This window comes from Paroceanicella profunda (assembly GCF_005887635.2).
Taxonomy (GTDB): Bacteria; Pseudomonadota; Alphaproteobacteria; order Rhodobacterales; family Rhodobacteraceae; genus Paroceanicella; species Paroceanicella profunda.
Map to the genome: position 1 here is coordinate 195,894 of NZ_CP040820.1, position 16,082 is coordinate 211,975.

The 16,082-nt window shown below is 73.2% G+C and carries 8 protein-coding genes; 2 read left to right on the forward strand and 6 right to left on the reverse strand.

Annotated elements, in window-relative coordinates; all coding sequences use genetic code 11:
* Positions 1-95 precede the first annotated feature (95 nt).
* Both FDP22_RS21565 and FDP22_RS21570 read left to right on the forward strand, forming a co-directional pair.
* On the forward strand, positions 96-2,294 hold the full coding sequence (locus tag FDP22_RS21565) for an esterase-like activity of phytase family protein (RefSeq protein WP_430226040.1): 2,199 nt from the start codon (positions 96-98) through the stop codon (positions 2,292-2,294).
* 840 nt (positions 2,295-3,134) lie between these two features.
* Complete coding sequence (locus tag FDP22_RS21570; protein ID WP_138576238.1) at positions 3,135-4,547, forward strand: alpha,alpha-trehalose-phosphate synthase (UDP-forming); 1,413 nt, start codon at positions 3,135-3,137, stop codon at positions 4,545-4,547.
* Positions 4,548-4,562: 15 nt separating this feature from the next.
* On the opposite strand, the gene otsB is transcribed toward FDP22_RS21570, so the two are convergent.
* From otsB to glgB, 6 genes are read right to left on the reverse strand one after another with little or no spacing between them, the layout of a single operon-like run.
* On the reverse strand, positions 4,563-5,360 hold the full coding sequence (gene otsB, locus FDP22_RS21575; protein WP_138576239.1) for a trehalose-phosphatase: 798 nt from the start codon (positions 5,358-5,360) through the stop codon (positions 4,563-4,565).
* Positions 5,353-7,926, reverse strand: a complete 2,574-nt coding sequence (gene treY / locus FDP22_RS21580) for a malto-oligosyltrehalose synthase (RefSeq protein WP_138576240.1) — start codon at positions 7,924-7,926, stop codon at positions 5,353-5,355. Before treY ends, otsB begins: the two co-directional genes overlap by 8 nt.
* On the reverse strand, positions 7,923-10,007 hold the full coding sequence (gene malQ / locus FDP22_RS21585) for a 4-alpha-glucanotransferase (protein ID WP_138576241.1): 2,085 nt from the start codon (positions 10,005-10,007) through the stop codon (positions 7,923-7,925). Before malQ ends, treY begins: the two co-directional genes overlap by 4 nt.
* Positions 10,004-11,764 (reverse strand): malto-oligosyltrehalose trehalohydrolase, encoded by a 1,761-nt coding sequence (treZ, locus tag FDP22_RS21590; protein WP_138576243.1) that lies wholly within the window; start codon positions 11,762-11,764, stop codon positions 10,004-10,006. Before treZ ends, malQ begins: the two co-directional genes overlap by 4 nt.
* Positions 11,761-13,860: a glycogen debranching protein GlgX gene (gene glgX / locus FDP22_RS21595; RefSeq protein WP_138576245.1), complete on the reverse strand. Its 2,100-nt coding sequence runs from the start codon at positions 13,858-13,860 to the stop codon at positions 11,761-11,763. Before glgX ends, treZ begins: the two co-directional genes overlap by 4 nt.
* A complete protein-coding gene (glgB, locus tag FDP22_RS21600) occupies positions 13,857-16,079 on the reverse strand; it encodes a 1,4-alpha-glucan branching protein GlgB (protein ID WP_239032016.1) in 2,223 nt (740 codons plus the stop codon). Before glgB ends, glgX begins: the two co-directional genes overlap by 4 nt.
* Positions 16,080-16,082 lie beyond the last annotated feature (3 nt).

Consider the following 16,082-nt stretch of genomic DNA (forward strand, 5'->3'; position numbering starts at 1 on the left):
AAGGCCCGTCCCCTCCCTCTCCGCTGCCCGCCGTCACGGGATCGTCGCACAAACGGTTCAGGACTGCGGGCGGTGATTCCGAGGGAGATGGACTTATGAGAACCGCATTGTCTGGCACCTGCGCGCTGGCGGCCCTGACGGCCATGATGGCCCTGCCGGCCCCCCGCGCGGGCGCACAGGACGCCACCGTGGCCGCGCCGCGCAGCTTCAACCGCATCGCCTCCTTCGCGGTGAACGACAACCTGCCCGCAGGCACGGACCCGAAAACCGAGACCTCCGCCGAGATCATCTACGCCGATGAGACCGGCATGACCCTGGTCTACACCGACAGCCCGCTGGGCGTGGTGGGGCGCATCGACATCTCCGACCCCGAGGCCCCGAAGCCGCTGGGCGTCACGCAGATGAACGGCGAACCCACCTCCGTGGTGGTGATCGGCGAGCGGGCCTATGTGGGGGTGAACACCTCCCCGAGCTACACGGAGCCCTCGGGCAAGCTGGTGAGCATGGATCTCGCCAGCGGCGCGGAGACCGCGAGCTGCGACATCGGCGGCCAGCCCGACAGCGTGGCCGCCGCGCGCGACGCGAGCTTCATCGCCGTCGCGGTGGAGAACGAGCGCGACGAGGAGCTGGGCGACGGCGGCCTGCCGCAGATGCCCGCCGGCTACGTGGTGGTCCTGCCGCTGATCGACGGCGTGGTGGATTGCGCGGCCATGGTGAAGGCCGATGTGACCGGCCTCGCCGAGGTGGCGCCGGAGGACCCGGAGCCGGAATTCGTGGACGTGAATTCCCGCGGCGAGATCGCCGTCACCCTGCAGGAAAACAACCACATCGTGGTGCTGGACCGCACCGGCAAGGTGCTGTCGCATTTCTCCGCCGGCACGGTGGACCTCGAGGGCATCGACACGCAGCGTGACGGCGCGCTCTCCTTCACCGACAGCCAGGCCGGCGTGGCGCGCGAGCCCGATTCCATCCAGTGGCTGGGCGACGACCGGCTGGTGATCGCCAACGAGGGCGACTGGAAGGGCGGCGCGCGCGGCTGGACCGTGTTCTCCCCCGCGGGCGAGGTGCTCTACGAGAACGGCACCGGCTTCGAGAAGGCCATCGTGCAGATCGGCCATTACCCCGAGAAGCGCTCGAACAAGAAGGGTGTGGAGCCCGAAGCGGTGGAAACGGCCACGTTCGACGGCACGCCCTATGCATTCATCGGCTCCGAGCGCGGCTCGGTCCTGGGCGTCTACGACATGAGCGGCGCCACCCCGGTGCTGCGCCAGCTGCTGCCCTCGGGCATGGCGCCGGAGGGGCTCGTGGCCATCCCGTCGCGCGGGCTTCTGGTGAGCGCGAACGAATCCGACCTCGGCGCGGAGGGCGGCGCGCGCGCACAGGTGATGATCTACCGGCTGGAGGACGGCCCGGCGGCCTATCCCTCCCTCACCTCCGAGGGCGCGGATGAGCTCATCGGGTGGGGCGCGCTCTCCGGCCTCTCCGCCGACCCGGATGAGGCCGGCCGGCTCTACGCGGTGAACGACAGTTTCTACGCCATGCAGCCGACCATCTTCACCATCGACGCCACAGCGAAACCGGCCCGCATCACCGCGGCGCTGCCGGTCACCCGCGGCGGCCAGCCGGCGCAGAAGCTCGACATGGAGGGCATCTTCGCCGATGCCGACGGCAGCTTCTGGATCGGCAACGAGGGCAACACCGAAAAGCTGGTGCCCCACGCCATCCTGCACGTGGGCGCGGACGGCGCCATCAGGGAGGAGATCGGCTTCCCCGCCGCGCTGCTGGCCGGCGAGACGCGCTTCGGCATCGAGGGCATCACCCGCATCGGAGACCGGCTCTGGCTTGCCATCCAGCGCCCTTGGGGGGATGACCCGAAGGGCATGGTCAAGCTCGTCTCCTACGATCTGGCCAGCAAGGACTGGGGCGCGGTGCACTACCCGCTCGACACCGCCGGGGCGGGCTGGATCGGCCTCTCCGAGATCGCGCTGCAGGGCGACCGGGTGCTGATCGTGGAGCGTGACAACCAGATCGGCGCCGCAGCCCGGGTGAAGAAGCTCTACGCCGTCCCGGTGTCCGCGCTGCAGCCGGCGCCGCTGGGCGACGCGCTTCCGGTGGTCACGAAGACGCTGGTGCACGACTTCCTGCCCGACCTCGCCGCGCCGAAGGGCTACGTGGTCGACAAGATCGAGGGCTTCACCGTCGATGCCGCCGGCGAGGGCTTCGCCGTCACTGACAACGACGGCGTGGATGACAGTTCCGGCGAGACGCATTTCTTCTCGATCGGCAAGCCCTGACCCGCGAAGGTCGCGGGCGCCCCGGCCCCCGCGACCACACCGCCGCCCGCCATCCGGCGCCCTGCTGGGCCGGCTGATGCCGCGCGGAGCGGGCCTGGCCCGGCCCGTTCCGGCGAGCGTCCCACCTGCCTGTCCGCGCGACCCGCGCCCCCTGGCCGCAGCGCGCCACGGGCCCCCGGCCATCCGCCCGGGGCCCGGCCGCCGCGCCCGCACGGCGCGCGGCGCGGCCACCGTGCAGCGCGCAAGCACCTATGCCCCTCCGCTCCGCCCCGGCCTTGCCGAGCGTGCCCGGTATGGCGGTCGGCCACCGCGCTGCGCGCAGCACTTCGATCGTGCGTCCCCGGCTCTGTCGACCGCCTGCCGCCGCCCTGTATGGCGGTCCGCAACCGCGCTGCGCGCAGCACCTCCGACCTTGCGTCCCCGGCCCCGTCGAGCGCCTGCCGTCACCCCGCACGGTGCGCGGCCAACGAGCTGCGCGCAGCACCCCCCGACCCTGCGCCTCCGGCCCTGCCGGCCGGCAGAGGATCCCGGCACTTTTCCCGACGTGGGTGCACTTGCGTTGATCCGACGCGGGAACCTTTCGGGTTATTCAATTGTTAACACAGTACCGGAGACCACCAACCTCACCGCCTGTGTACGCGGACAGGGGAAGGGCGCAAGAAACCATCTCCGAGCGTCTGTCATCAATCGACATGGGGAGAGTCTGATGCAGCCCGGAATCCGCCACACGACCGTCGCCGATCCGTCCGGGATCACCGATATGCCCGTTGGAACCGGGGCCGTCGCGGCCCTGCGGCTTTCCGTTGCCTGCAGGGACCTTTCTCGCGGAGGGCTTGGATAATGTCTCGCATCATCGTGGTATCTAACCGCCTTCCGAGCCCGCGCAGTTCTGCCGGCGGGCTGGCCGTGGCCCTGACCGACTGCCTCTCCGCCACCGGCGGCGTGTGGATCGGCACCAGCGAGGACATCGCGACGGAGCCGGGCCAGCGCCTGCGCCCGCTCGACGAAACCGAATCGCTGTTCGTGAAGATGGGCTTCGACCTCACGCGCCAGGAACATGAGAACTACTATCTCGGCTATTCCAACTCGGTGCTCTGGCCGGTGTTTCACGGCCGCGCCGACCTGATGGACTACCGTGAGGAATACGACATTTCCTACCACGCGCTGAACGCGCGGCTGGCGGCGATGATCGCCGGGCTGTTGCGTCCGGGCGACCTTCTGTGGGTGCAGGACTATCACTTCCTGCCGCTCGCGGCAGAACTGCGCCGGCTGGGGGTGTCGAATGCCATCGGGCTGTTCCTGCACATCCCCTTCCCCGACACCAATGACCTGCAGGTGATCCCGGACCATGTGGAGCTGCTGCGCGCGCTGCTGGACTATGACCTGATCGGCCTGCAGACCCAGCGCGACGTGAATGCCTTCCTCGGCTCCTGCCGGACCTGCGCGGGGGCGGAGCTGATGATCGACGGCAGCGTCTCGGCCTTCGGCAAGCGCACCGCGGTGGCGAGCTTCCCGATCGGGATCGACACCGAGGGCTTCGCGCTGGAAGCCTCGCGCACCCTGCCGCCGCGCCACGTGGAGGACCCGGAGCGCCAGCACCTGATCATCGGCGTGGACCGGCTGGACTATTCCAAGGGCCTGCCGCAGCGCTTCCTCGCCTATGAGCGCCTGCTGGAAACCCATCCCGAACTGGCCGGACGGGTGTCGTTCCTGCAGATCGCGCCGCCCACGCGCTCGGGCTTGCGCGCCTACAGCGAGATCCGCGCCGAGCTGGAGCGCCTCGCCGGCTGCATCAACGGCGCGCATGCGGACATAGACTGGACGCCGCTGCGCTACATCCACCGCGCCCTGCCGCGCGAGCAGCTCGGCTCGCTCTACCGCCGCGCGCGGGTGGGGCTGGTGACGCCGCTGGCCGATGGCATGAACCTGGTGGCCAAGGAATACGTGGCCGCGCAGGACCCGGAGAACCCCGGCGTGCTGGTGCTGTCGCGCTTTGCCGGCGCGGCCGAGCAGATGACCGAGGCGCTGCTGGTCAACCCGCATGACCGCGGCGCGGTGGCCCAGGCCATCCACCGTGCGCTGCGCATGCCGCTGGGCGAGCGCCGGGCCCGGCACGCCTCGCTGATGCGCAAGCTGCTGGAGGAAGACATCACCTGGTGGAGCACCACCTATCTCAAGCGCCTGCGCGACACGGTGTGGCACCGCAAGATCGTGACCGCCCAGAGCGAGCTGGCCAGCCAGATTCCGGGGTGAGCGGGGGCGGGGCGGTCAGCCCCGCTCCTCCACACTGACGGCGCGCGCCAGCCAGTCGCGCAGCGCGGCGGGGCTGTCCAGCCGCCAGGCGGCGGCGGTGTCCGGCCTGTCGCCCACATGCACCGAAATGCCCTCCCGGGCCCGCACCCAGCCGAGTGCGGGCTCGTCCGTCGTGTCGTCCCCGGCGAACACCGGGACGCGGCCGCGGAACGGCGCCCGGTCCATGAGCCGCGCCACCGCCCGGTCCTTCGACACCCCGGCGGGGTGGATCTCGTAGGCCATCTTCGCGCGCTGCAGGGCGAAGCCGGGATGCGCGGCCACCACCGCCTCCGCCGCCGCGCGTGCCTCCGCGTCAAGCGCAGGGTCGGCGCGGAAGTGGATGACCGCCCCGGCGGGTTTCTCCTCGAAGAGATAGGCCGCGCGGGTGGCGGCGAGCGCGCGCAGGGCCGCGCGCACCGGCCCGGCGTCCGGCTGCCGCAGCCCGGGGGCGGGTGCTGCGTCCTCCGGCCAGGTCTCCGAGCCGTGCGATCCCACGATCACGCCGCGAAACTCCGGCAGGAAGCCGCGCAGGTCCGCCAGCCGCCGCCCGGAGACCAGCGCGATCGCCCCGCCCGCCGCCGCGTCGAGCGCGGTCAGCAGCCCGGGCAGGATCTCGGGGATGCGGATGTCGTCGGGGCGCGGCGCGATGTCCACCAGCGTGCCGTCGAAGTCGAGGAACAGCGCGTGGCGCGACAGGTCGGGCACCGGCGGGGGCCCGCCCGCCGGGCGGTTCCCGGCAGGGGCGCCGGATGTGGGCGCACGGGGGTCAGTCATCGGTCAGGTCCTCCGTCTGCGGGCCGGTGAGCAGCAGCACCAGCGGCATGTCCTGCCCGGCGAAGAGCCGCGCGAGGCTGCCCCGGGCGAGGCTGGTGGCCGGGCCGCCCAGGATGTCGGTGCAGGTGGCGGTGGCAAGGCTGTCGGGCAGGCGCAGCATCGTGCCGTCCCAGAAGGCCGCGCCGGGCAGGCGCGGGCCGCCGAAGCGCAGCCCGCTGGCGCAGACCAGCCGGGTGTCGCCCGCCCCGCGCATCCAGCCGATCACATGCGCGGCGGCCGGCCCCTCCGCGACCAGCCCCTCCCAGGGCCCGCGGAACAGCTCGGGGCGGTGCCGCCGCAGGGTCAGCAGCCGGTGCACCAGCGCCTGCTTCGCGCTGTCCCCCTCCGCGAGCCGGGCGGCGAGACGCTCGAAGTCCACCGGGCGGCGGTTGTCCGGGTCGACGAGCGAGAAATCCCCGGTCTCGCTGCCCTGGTAGGTGTCCGGCACGCCCGGCGCGGTGAGGCGCAGCGCGGTCTGCGACAGGGCGTTGAGCGCGGCGGGCGCCTCGATCCGCGCCATCCAGTCCGCCACCCGGTCGCGCAAGGCGCGCCCTCCGGGGCCGAGCAGGGCGTGGTCCAGCAGGGCGGTCACCCGCGCCTCATAGGCCGTGTCCGGCGCGGTCCAGGAGGAGCGGAGCTTGGCCTCGCGCAGCGCCTTCACCGCCCAGGCCGAAAGCCGGTCGCGGAACTGCTCGCGCGTATCGCGCGCCGCTCCGTCCAGCCCGGCGGGCCAGGCGCCGACCAGCCCCTGCAGCAGCATCGCGACATCGCCGCCGTCAACGCCCTCGGCCGCCGGGCCGAGCAGGGCGGTCCAGGCCGCGCTCTCCGCGATCCAGTCCTGCGGCGCGGCGGAGAGCACGGCGAGCCGGGCGCGCGCATCCTCGCCGCGCTTGTGATCATGGGTCGCGGTGGCGAGCATGGTGTGGGGGAAGTCGGCCTGCATCTGCGCCATCCGGGCGTGGAAGGCGGCCACGGGCAGGGAAAAGCACTCCGGGTCGAAGCCCACGTCATTGCGCGACAGAAGGGGCGCGTGGCGGTAGAAGGCGGTGTCCTCCACCGCCTTCGCAGCGATGGGCGCGGAGAGCTGCTGGAAGCGGCGCACCGCCTCCGCGGCGCGGCCGGAGGGGCCGGGCGCCTCGCCGGCCAGCCAGTCCAGCACCCGGTCGATCGCCTCGGTCTCGCCCGGGGCGGCCTCCGGCAGGGCGCGGGCCCGGGCGCGGGCGCGGATGGCCGCGTCGCTCCGCGGCGCGCTGTCGCCGGTGCCGTAGGTGCGGTAGACCGGGAAGGTCTCCAGCAGGCTGCGCAGCGCGCGCTCGATCATGCCGCGGGTGAGATGCGCGGTCTCCGGCGTTTCGGCGGCAAGGCGCTCGAAGGCGTCCAGAGTGGCCCCGAACTGGGCGCCGAATTCCCAGGCCAGCATCTGGCGCCGGGCGCGGTGCTCCTCCGGCGCGAACTGCGCGTGGCGGCCCGACACCGCCTGCCAGGCGCGGGCGAGCGGCGCCGCGCCGTCCGGCGCGTGCTGCAGGGCGGAGACGGCATCCATGAAGTCATAGCCGGTGGTGCCGTCCACCTCCCAGTCGCGCGCGAGCGTCTCGCCCGGGCCGAGGATCTTCTCGACCACCAGCCAGGCCGGGCCGGGCAGCGCGGTCGCGGGGCGGGCGGGGGCGCGGTCGTCGAGGGCCGCGCGCAGGCGGCGGCAATAGCCGGCCGGGTCGGTGAGCCCGTCCACGTGGTCGACGCGCAGCCCGTCGATCACCCCGTCCTGGTAGAGCGCCAGCGGCAGGGCGTGCACCGCCTCGAACACCGCCTCCTCCTCCACGCGCACCCCGGCGAGATCGGTGATGGAGAAGAAGCGCCGCCAGTTCAGCAGGTCATGCCCGCTGCGCCACCAGGCCAGCAGCCAGTGCTGGCGGGAGAGCAGCTCCTCCAGCCGGGCCAGGCCGGCCCCCGTGCGCGGGTCCAGGGCCACCAGCCCCTCTGGCCCGGCCTTCGCGAGCCCGGCGCAATCCTCCGGGCGCAGCGGCAGCCAGTGCGCGCCATGGGCGACGGCGGCGAAGCCGCCGGGCAGGCCGGGCGCCTCGGCCACGCGGATCTCCCCCGCCGCCAGCGCCTGCGCCAGCGGGGTGCCGAGCAGGGGCAGCAGCACCCGGCCGCCGTGGCGCGACCAGTCCACGTCGAAGGCCGCGGCATGCGGGCTGTGGGGGCCCTGCGCCAGCAGGTCGGTCCACCAGGGCGTGTCGGCGCCGATGCCGATGTGGTTCGGCACGATGTCGAGGATCAGCCCCATCCGGCGTTCGTTGAGCGCCGCGGACAGCGCGCGCAGCGCCGGCTCGCCGCCCAGTTCCGGGTTCACCCGGGTGGGGTCGGCCACGTCGTAGCCATGCGTCGATCCGGGCCGCGCGGCGGTGAGCGGCGAGGCATAGACATGGCTCACCCCCAGCGCGTCGAGATAGGGCACGATGCGGCGCGCGTCGGTGAGGGTGAAGCCGGGGTGGAACTGCAACCGGTAGGTGGCACGAGGGATCATGGGGAGCCGGGTCCTTGCGGGTCGGAGGAAGCTGGTCGGGGGGGCGCGGCGGGCGAAACGGCCGCGGTGTCCGCGTGGCGGGTGGCGGAGATGCGCGCGATGCGCGCCTCCACCGCCGGGTCCTCGAGGCGCGCGGGCGTGTCGGGGGGCAGGCGGCGGCGCCAGTTCGGATGGGCGTCGGTGGTGCCGGGCAGGTTGGGCTGCTCGGTGAGGCCGAAGAGGTCCTCCGCCGGCAGCAGCGCCACCGCGCAGGCGGCGGAGGCGACATGCGCGAGCGCGGCCTCGACCACCGGCACGGTCTGCTCCGGCGCGGGCTCCGCGCCCTCGGCGGCGCCGCTGGCACAGAAGGCCTGCCACAGGCGGCTGCGTTCACGCGCGCGCAGGGCGCGGTGGGCGGGTTCGGTGGCCGCCGGGCCGCCGCGCCCCAGCCGCCAGGTCCAGTCGATGTCCCGCCCGCTCCACCAGCCCGCCACGGTGGGCGTGTCATGGGTGCCCGACATGGCGAGGGCGTCGGCCTCCCAGCCCTCCGGCGGGGTGTAGGCGCCGGCGGCGTCGCGCTCGAACCACAGCACCCGCATGCCCATCAGCCCCGCCTCCGCGAGGTCCTCGCGCAGGCCCTCGGGCACGGTGCCGAGGTCCTCGCCCACCACGATGGCGCCGGCGCGGCTCGCCTCCAGCGCCAGCAGGCGCAGCATGTCCTGCTGCGGGAAGGCGAGGTAGGCGCCCTCGGTGGAGGGCGCGCCATGCGGGATCACCCAGAGCCGACGCAGGCCGAGGATGTGGTCGATGCGCAGCCCGCCGCATTGGCGCAGGCTGGCGCGCAGGGTTTCGCGCCAGGCGCGGAAGCCGGTGCGGCGCAGGGCGCGGGGATCGAAGGTGGTGAGGCCCCAGTCCTGCCCGTCGGGGCCCAGCGGGTCCGGCGGCGCGCCGACGGAGAGGCCGGTGAGCAGCTCTCCCGGACGGGACCAGGCATGGCTGCCGCCCGCGTCCATTCCCACCGCGAGATCGGCGACCAGCCCGACGTGCATTCCCCCCGCCAGCGCCGCGGCCTGCGCCTCCGCCAGGCCGCGCTCGGCCAGCCATTGTTCGAAGATGTGGAAGGCGATGTCGGTTTCGGCCCGGCCGCGGAAATGCAGCACTTCGGGGCCGCGGGGGTCGTGGTATTCCTCCGGCCAGTCGGGCCAGCCGGAGGTGCCGGGAAAGCGCGCGTGCAGCGCGTCGAAGGTGGCGTGCAGAACGAGGTCCTCGCCGCGGGCGCGGACGTACTCCTCCAGCGGGTCGGCCAGCGCGCTGCGCCGCGCCTCGAACAGCCGGCGCAGCGCCGCGCGGCGGGCCGGGATCGCGGCCTCCCAGTCGATCAGCCCGTCGTCCCGGCCGCCGGGGCCGGGCACGTCCGCCTCCCGTGCGCCGGCGAGGCCGGGGTCCGCGAGCGCGGTGTTGAGGAACAGCCGCGTGGAGGGGGCGTAGGGGCTGAAGCGCGCCGGTTCGGCCGGGAACAGCGCGTGCACCGGGCTGATGGCCAGCAGGTCGGCGCCGCGCCCGGCCAGCGCGGAGGCAAAGCGCGCGAGGGCGCCGAAATCGCCGTAATCCGGCGCCGCGTCGTCCTGCAGCGCCGGCACCTGCACGGCTACGCCCCAGCAGCGCGCCGGAGCGCCGAGGTCGCGCGGGGAGGGGCAGCGCGCCGGGCAGATCGCGATTTCCATCTGCGTGCCGTCGGGCAGGGAGAGCCGGTGGTAGCCGGTCTCCTCCAGCGGCGGCAGTGCCGGGGCGGGGCCGCCGTCGAAGGTGAGCGGGTGGCGCGTGCCGCTCTCCAGCACCAGTTCGGCGCGGCCCGACAGGCCCGGACGGTCCAGCACCAGCGGCGTGCCGGCGGTGCCGATGGCCAGCGGCGCGGGCCGGGCGGCCTCCTCGGCAAGGCGCGCGAGGCTGTCACGGCAGGCGGCATCGTCCTGCGCGGGCAGGCCGAGCGCGCCGAGAATGGCGGCGAGCGCCGGCGGGCTCACCTCCTGGTCGCGCCCCTGCGCGTCGCGCCAGAGCGGGGACAGGCCGGCGGCGGTGGCAAGCTCGGTCAGCGCGTTCATGATGCGCCGAGCCAGACGGTGCAGCCGGCTCCTCCCAGCGGATCGCCTTCGGTGAACAGTACCGGGCCCGGCGGGCAGATGGCGTCCGGCGCGCCGGCCGGGTCCAGCGACAGCAGGAGGTCGAGTCGGGCGCCGTCGCCCATCCGCCAGGCGGCGGAGACGGCCCGCGGCCCGATCGCCTCGGCCCCGAGCGCGCTGGCGCCGGCGAGGCGGGGCACGATCTGCCGGGCCCGCAGGTCCAGCAGGGCGCGCCACAGCGCCTCCCAGGCCGCGGCGTCCGGCCCGGGGACGGGGCGGCTGCGCAGAAAGGTCTCGGGCGCGTTCGGGTCCGGGATGCGGGCGCGGGCTTCCGGGTTCGCGAAGGCGGGGAAATGCGCGAACTCGCGCCGGCGGCCTTCGCGCACCGCCTCGGCCAGGTCATCGTGGAAGTCGGTGAAGAACTGGAACGGGGTCACCGCGCCCTGCTCCTCGCCCATGAACAGCATCGGGATGGCGGGCATGAGCGCGAGGGCCACGGTGGCGGCGCGCAGGGCCGCGGGCTCCGCGAGGGTGAGGAGCCGGTCGCCCATCGCGCGGTTGCCGGTCTGGTCATGGTTCTGCAGGAAGTTCACGAAGGCGGTGGGGCGCAGGTGGCCCGAGGCGCGCCCGCGCACCCGGCCCCGCGGCGTGGTCTCGCCCTGCCAGACGAACCCCTCCGCGAGGCAGCGGGCGAGGCGGCGGGCCGGCGCCTCGGCGAAATCCGCGTAATACCCTTCCGTCTCGCCGGTGAGCAGCACGTGCAGGGTGTTGTGGAAATCGTCGTTCCACTGGGCGTCGAATCCCGCCTCCAGGCGCGGGGCGTCGTTGTCCTCGTTCTCCAGCACGAGGTGGATGCGCCGGCCGGGCAGCGCGGCGCGGATGTCGGCGGCCATCCGGTCCAGGAAGGCGGGGTTGCCGATGGCGTGGACGGCGTCGAAACGCAGCCCGTCCATGCCGTATTCCCCCAGCCACATCACCGCGTTCTCGGTGAAGAAGGCCGCCACCTCCGGGCGTGAGACCGCCACGGCGCCGCCCCAGGGCGTGTCCTCGCTGGTGTCGAAGAACTCCGGCGCATAGGCGTTCAGGAAGTTCCCGTCCGGGCCGAAATGGTTGTAGACCACGTCGAGGAACACCATCAGCCCCTCGCGATGCGCCGCGCCCACCAGCGCGTGCAGCGCCTCGGGGGGCCCGTAGGCTTCCGCCGGGGCGAAGGGCAGCACCCCGTCATAGCCCCAGTTCCGGCTGCCGGAGAAGGCGTTCACCGGCATGATCTCCAGCGCGGTGATGCCGAGGGCCTTCAGCCGTGGCAGCTCCGCGGCGAGGCCCTCGAAGCCGCCGAACACCCCGGCATGCGCTTCCCAGAGCACCGTCTCCTCCCAGGGGCGCCCGGGCCAGCCCGCGTCCGGCGCGAAGGGCGCGCGCAGCACGGACCAGCCGTGCACCCCGCCGGACTGGGCGCGCGCGGCCGGGTCCGGCACCGCCGTGCCGTCCGGCAGCACGAAGCGGTAGCGGGTGCCGGGGGCGGCTTTGGTGTCCAGCGAGAACCAGCCGTCGGGGCCGGGCTGCATCGCCACCGGGCCCTCCCCCGCGATCTCGAGCGCCAGCGCCGGGCTGGACGGCGCCCAGAGGCGGAACCGTGCCGTGTCCGCGCCGGTGAGCAAGGGGCCCCAGAGCGGCGCGGGCCGGCTGGCGGCGGCGGGGCCGCTGGCGGCGGCGGGGCTGCGCGTGTGCGTGCTCATGAGTCGACCTCGCTGCCGCAGACCAGCGCCGCGGAGTGGGCTTGCAGGGTGAAGCGGTCGCCGATCTCGCGCTCCTCGGCCTGCGGGTCGGCACTGTCGATCAGCAGCAGGTGGGTCTCCCCGGGCGGGGGAAGCTGCACGTCGCGCGGGCTGTCCGCGGCGTTCAGCAGCAGCGTGACGGCGACCAGCTCGCCATCCGCGCTGCGCACGGCCCGGCGCATCACCAGGCAGCGCTCCTCCGGGTTCTCCCAGCTCTGACCCTCGGTGCGCGCGCCGGAGGCGTCGAACCATTCGAGGTCGGAGACATCCTCCTCCGGCTGCTCCTGCCCGTAGAGATAGCGGGCGGAGCGCAGGCTCTCGTATTTCGCGCGCAGCGCCGCCAGCCGCGCGGTGAAGGCGGTGAGGGCGGTGCCCTCCGGGCTCAGCGCCTGTTTCCAGTCGAACCAGCTCAGGGCGTTGTCCTGGCAATAGGCGTTGTTGTTGCCGTGCTGGGTGCGGGCGAATTCGTCGCCGCCCAGCAGCATCGGCGTGCCCATGGCCGAGAACAGGCAGGTGAGCATGGCGCGCTGCAGTTTCGCGCGGGTCTCGCGGATGCCCGGATCATCGGTCTCGCCCTCCGCGCCCCAGTTGCGCGACAGGTTGTGGCCGTGGCCGTCGGCGTTGTTCTCGCCGTTCGCCTCGTTGTGGCGCTCCTCATAGGCGGTGAGGTCGGCGAGGGTGAAGCCGTCATGGGAGGCGAGGAAGTTCACCGAGGCCCAGGGCCGGCGCGCCCGGCGGTCGAACAGGTCGCCCGAGCCCGAGAGCCGGGCGGCCAGTTCGCCGCGCCGGCCGGGGTCGCCGCGCCAGAAGCTGCGCATGCAGTCGCGGAACTTGTCGTTCCACTCCGCGAAGCCGGGCGGGTGATGGCCCAGCTGATAGCCGCCCGGCCCGATGTCCCAGGGCTCGGAGATCAGCTTCAGGCGCTGCAGCACGGGGTCCTGCCGGACGACGTGGAAGAAGGCATGCGCGGGGTCGAACCCGCCGGCGTTGCGCCCCAGCACCGTGCCGAGGTCGAAGCGGAAGCCGTCGATGCCGTAGGAGGTGGCCCAGTAGCGCAGCGAATCCGCCACCATCTGCACCGTGCGCGGGTGGCTCATGTTCAGGGTGTTGCCGGTGCCGGTGTCATTCACGCAGTGGCGCGGCGCGTCGGAGACGAGGCGGTAGTAGCTCGCGTTGTCCAGCCCGCGCCAGGAGAGCGTGGGGCCCAGCTCGGACCCCTCGGCGGTGTGGTTGTAGACCACGTCGAGGATCACCTCGATGCCCGCCGCGTGCAGCCGGCGCACCGCGAAGCGCAGCTCGTCGCGGGTGGCGGAGGCGAAGTAGCGCGGCTCCGGGGTGAAGAAGTTCAGCGTGTTGTAGCCCCAGTAGTTGGAGAGGCCCTTCTCCAGCAGGAAGCGGTCCTGCGCGTAGGCGTGGATGGGCAGCAGCTCCAGCGCCGTGACGCCGAGCGACAGCAGGTGGTCGATGACCGCGGGGTGGGAGAGGGCGGCGAAGGTGCCGCGCTCGGCCGGTTCCACCGCGTCGAACAGCATGGTCAGGCCGCGCGGGTGGGCCTCGTAGATCACCGTGCGCGACCAGGGCGTGCGGGGCCGCACGTCCTGCGACCAGTCGAAATGTTCGGCCGTCACCACGCCCTTGGGCAGGAAGGGCGCGCTGTCGCGCCGGTCATAGCTCAGGTCCGCCCGGCGTGAGCGCACGGAGTAGCCGTGCAGCGCGTCCGACCAGCGCAGCGGGCCGGAGAGGCCGCGGGCATAGGGGTCGATCAGCAGCTTCGCGGGGTTGAAGCGGTGCCCCTCTTCCGGGTGGTAGGGCCCGTGGGCGCGAAGCCCGTAGAGCAGGCCGGGCCGCGCGTCCGGCAGGTAGCCGTGCCACACCTCGTCGGTGCATTCCGGCAGGGTGTAGCGGCCGACCTCGCGCCGCCCGGAGGGGTCGAACAGGCACAGGTCGATCTGGTCCGCGTTGGCCGAGAACACCGCGAAATTCACCCCCAGCCCGTCGAAGGACGCGCCAAGGGGGTAGGCCGAGCCGGGCTCGAGCTTGTCCGGAAATCGGGTCAAGATGCGTCATCCTCGTGGGTGAAGACCACCGCGGAAAGCGGCGGCAGGGTGAGCGAGAGGCTGTGCGGCTGGCCATGCGCGGGCTCGGGCGCGGTTTCCGCCCCGCCGGCATTGCCGAGGTTGGAGCCGCCGAAGGCCGCGGCATCGGTGTTGAGCACCTCGCGCCAGCGGCCCGGGCGGGCGACGCCGATGCGGTAGCCCTCGATGGCGGCGGGCGTCATGTTCAGAACCACGAGCACCGGCACGTCGTCCGGCTCGCCGGAGCGGGTCCAGGCGAAGACGCTGTTCTCGCGGTCCGCGCCCACCACCCAGGCGAAGCCGTCGGGGCGGGTGTCGCGCCGGTGCAGGGCCGGCGTGTCGCGCAGCAGGGCGTTGAGCGCGCGCACCAGGGCCTGTATCCCGGCGTGGCCGGGGTTCGACAGCAGGTCCCATGGCAGTTCCGCGTCATGGTTCCACTCGCCCGGCTGGCCGAACTCCTGCCCCATGAACAGCAGCTTCTTGCCCGGGTGCATCCACATGAAGGCGAGATAGGCCCGCAGGCCGGCGCGCCGGGTCCAGTCGTCCCCCGGCATGCGCTCGTAGAGCGAGCCCTTGCCGTAGACCACCTCGTCATGGCTGATCGGCAGCACGAAGGCCTCCGAGAAGGCATAGACCAGGCCGAAGGTCATCTCGTCATGGTGCCAGCGCCGGTGCACCGGGTCGCGCCCGGTGTAGAGCAGCGTGTCGTGCATCCAGCCCATGTTCCACTTGTAGTCGAAGCCGAGCCCGCCTTCGGTGACCGGGGCGGTGACGCCGGGCCAGGCCGTGCTCTCCTCCGCGATGGTGACGGCGCCGGGGGCGTGTTCGGCCACCAGGGTGGAGAGGGAGCGGAAGAAGGAGACCGTCTCCAGGTTCTCCCGCCCGCCGTAGACGTTCGGCACCCATTCGTCGTGCTTGCGCGAGTAGTCGCGGTAGAGCATGGAGGCAACCGCATCCACGCGCAGCCCATCCACGTGGAACTCCTTCAGCCACCAGATCGCGGAGGCGAGCAGGAAGCCGGAGACCTCGCGCCGGCCGAGGTTGTAGATGTAGGTGTTCCAGTCATGGTGGAAGCCCTCGCGCGGGTCCGCGTGCTCGTAGAGGGGGGAGCCGTCGAAGCGGGCGAGGCCGTAGGGGTCGGTGGGGAAATGCCCCGGAACCCAGTCCAGGATCACCCCCAGCCCGGCGCGATGCGCGGTGTCCACGAAGCGTGCGAACCCCTCCGGGGCGCCGTGCCGCGCGGTGGGCGCGAACTGCGACAGCGGCTGATAGCCCCAGGAACCGCCGAACGGGTGCTCCATCACCGGCATCAGCTCCAGATGGGTGAAGCCCATCAGCGCGGCATAGGGCACCAGCCGCTCGGCCAGCCCGTCCCAGTCATAGACCGCGTTCGGGCCGGGGCCCGGGCGCAGCCAGGAGGCGGAGTGTACCTCGTAGACGGAGATCGGCGCATCCTGTGCGGCGCGCGCGGCGCGGGTCTCCATCCAGTCCGCGTCGGACCAGGCGTAGTCCGGCGGCGCGGCCACGACGGAGGCGGTTCCGGGCGGGCGCTCGGTGGCACGGGCGATCGGGTCCGCCTTGTCGAACACCGCCCCGCCCGCGCCGCGGAGCTGGAACTTGTAGCGCGCGCCGGGGCCGAGCCGGGGCAGGAACAGCTCCCACACCCCCGCGCCATGGCGCAGTCGCATCGGGTGGCGGCGGCCGTCCCAGCCGTTGAAATCCCCGATCACGGAGACCATCAGCGCGTTCGGCGCCCAGACCGAGAAGCGCGTGCCCGCCACGCCCTCAACCGTCATCGGCACCGCGCCGAAGACGCGGCCCATGTCGAAATGCCGGCCCTCGGAGAAGAGGTGCAGGTCCAGGTCGCCCAGCAGCAGGCCGAAGGCATAGGGGTCCTCGGTCTCCTGCACCACGCCGCCCGGCCAGTGGATGCGCAGGACGTAGCCGGCCGGGCCCTCGGTGGCCGGCGCCTCGATAACGCCGAAGAACAGCCCGCCCGGGGCCTGTTCCAGCCGGCCCAGCGGCGTGCCGTCGGGGCCGATGACCTCCACCGCCTCGGCGCCGGGCTGGAAGCTGCGCAGGGCCATGCGCCCGTCCGGCATGGCGCGGGGGCCGAAGGCGGCGAAGGGATTCTCCATCCGCCCGCTCATCGCGTCGGCGGCGAGGGCGGCCACGAGGCCCGCGTCCTCCATGCTCTGCATCGC

Bases quoted from the DNA above. Each gene is read 5' to 3' on its own strand.
- FDP22_RS21565 (WP_430226040.1), top strand. From the start codon at position 96: ATGAGAACCGCATTGTCTGGCACCTGCGCGCTGGCGGCCCTGACGGCC.
- FDP22_RS21570 (WP_138576238.1), top strand. From the start codon at position 3,135: ATGTCTCGCATCATCGTGGTATCTAACCGCCTTCCGAGCCCGCGCAGT.
- otsB (WP_138576239.1), bottom strand. From the start codon at position 5,360: ATGACTGACCCCCGTGCGCCCACATCCGGCGCCCCTGCCGGGAACCGC.
- treY (WP_138576240.1), bottom strand. From the start codon at position 7,926: ATGATCCCTCGTGCCACCTACCGGTTGCAGTTCCACCCCGGCTTCACC.
- malQ (WP_138576241.1), bottom strand. From the start codon at position 10,007: ATGAACGCGCTGACCGAGCTTGCCACCGCCGCCGGCCTGTCCCCGCTC.
- treZ (WP_138576243.1), bottom strand. From the start codon at position 11,764: ATGAGCACGCACACGCGCAGCCCCGCCGCCGCCAGCGGCCCCGCCGCC.
- glgB (WP_239032016.1), bottom strand. From the start codon at position 16,079: ATGCAGAGCATGGAGGACGCGGGCCTCGTGGCCGCCCTCGCCGCCGAC.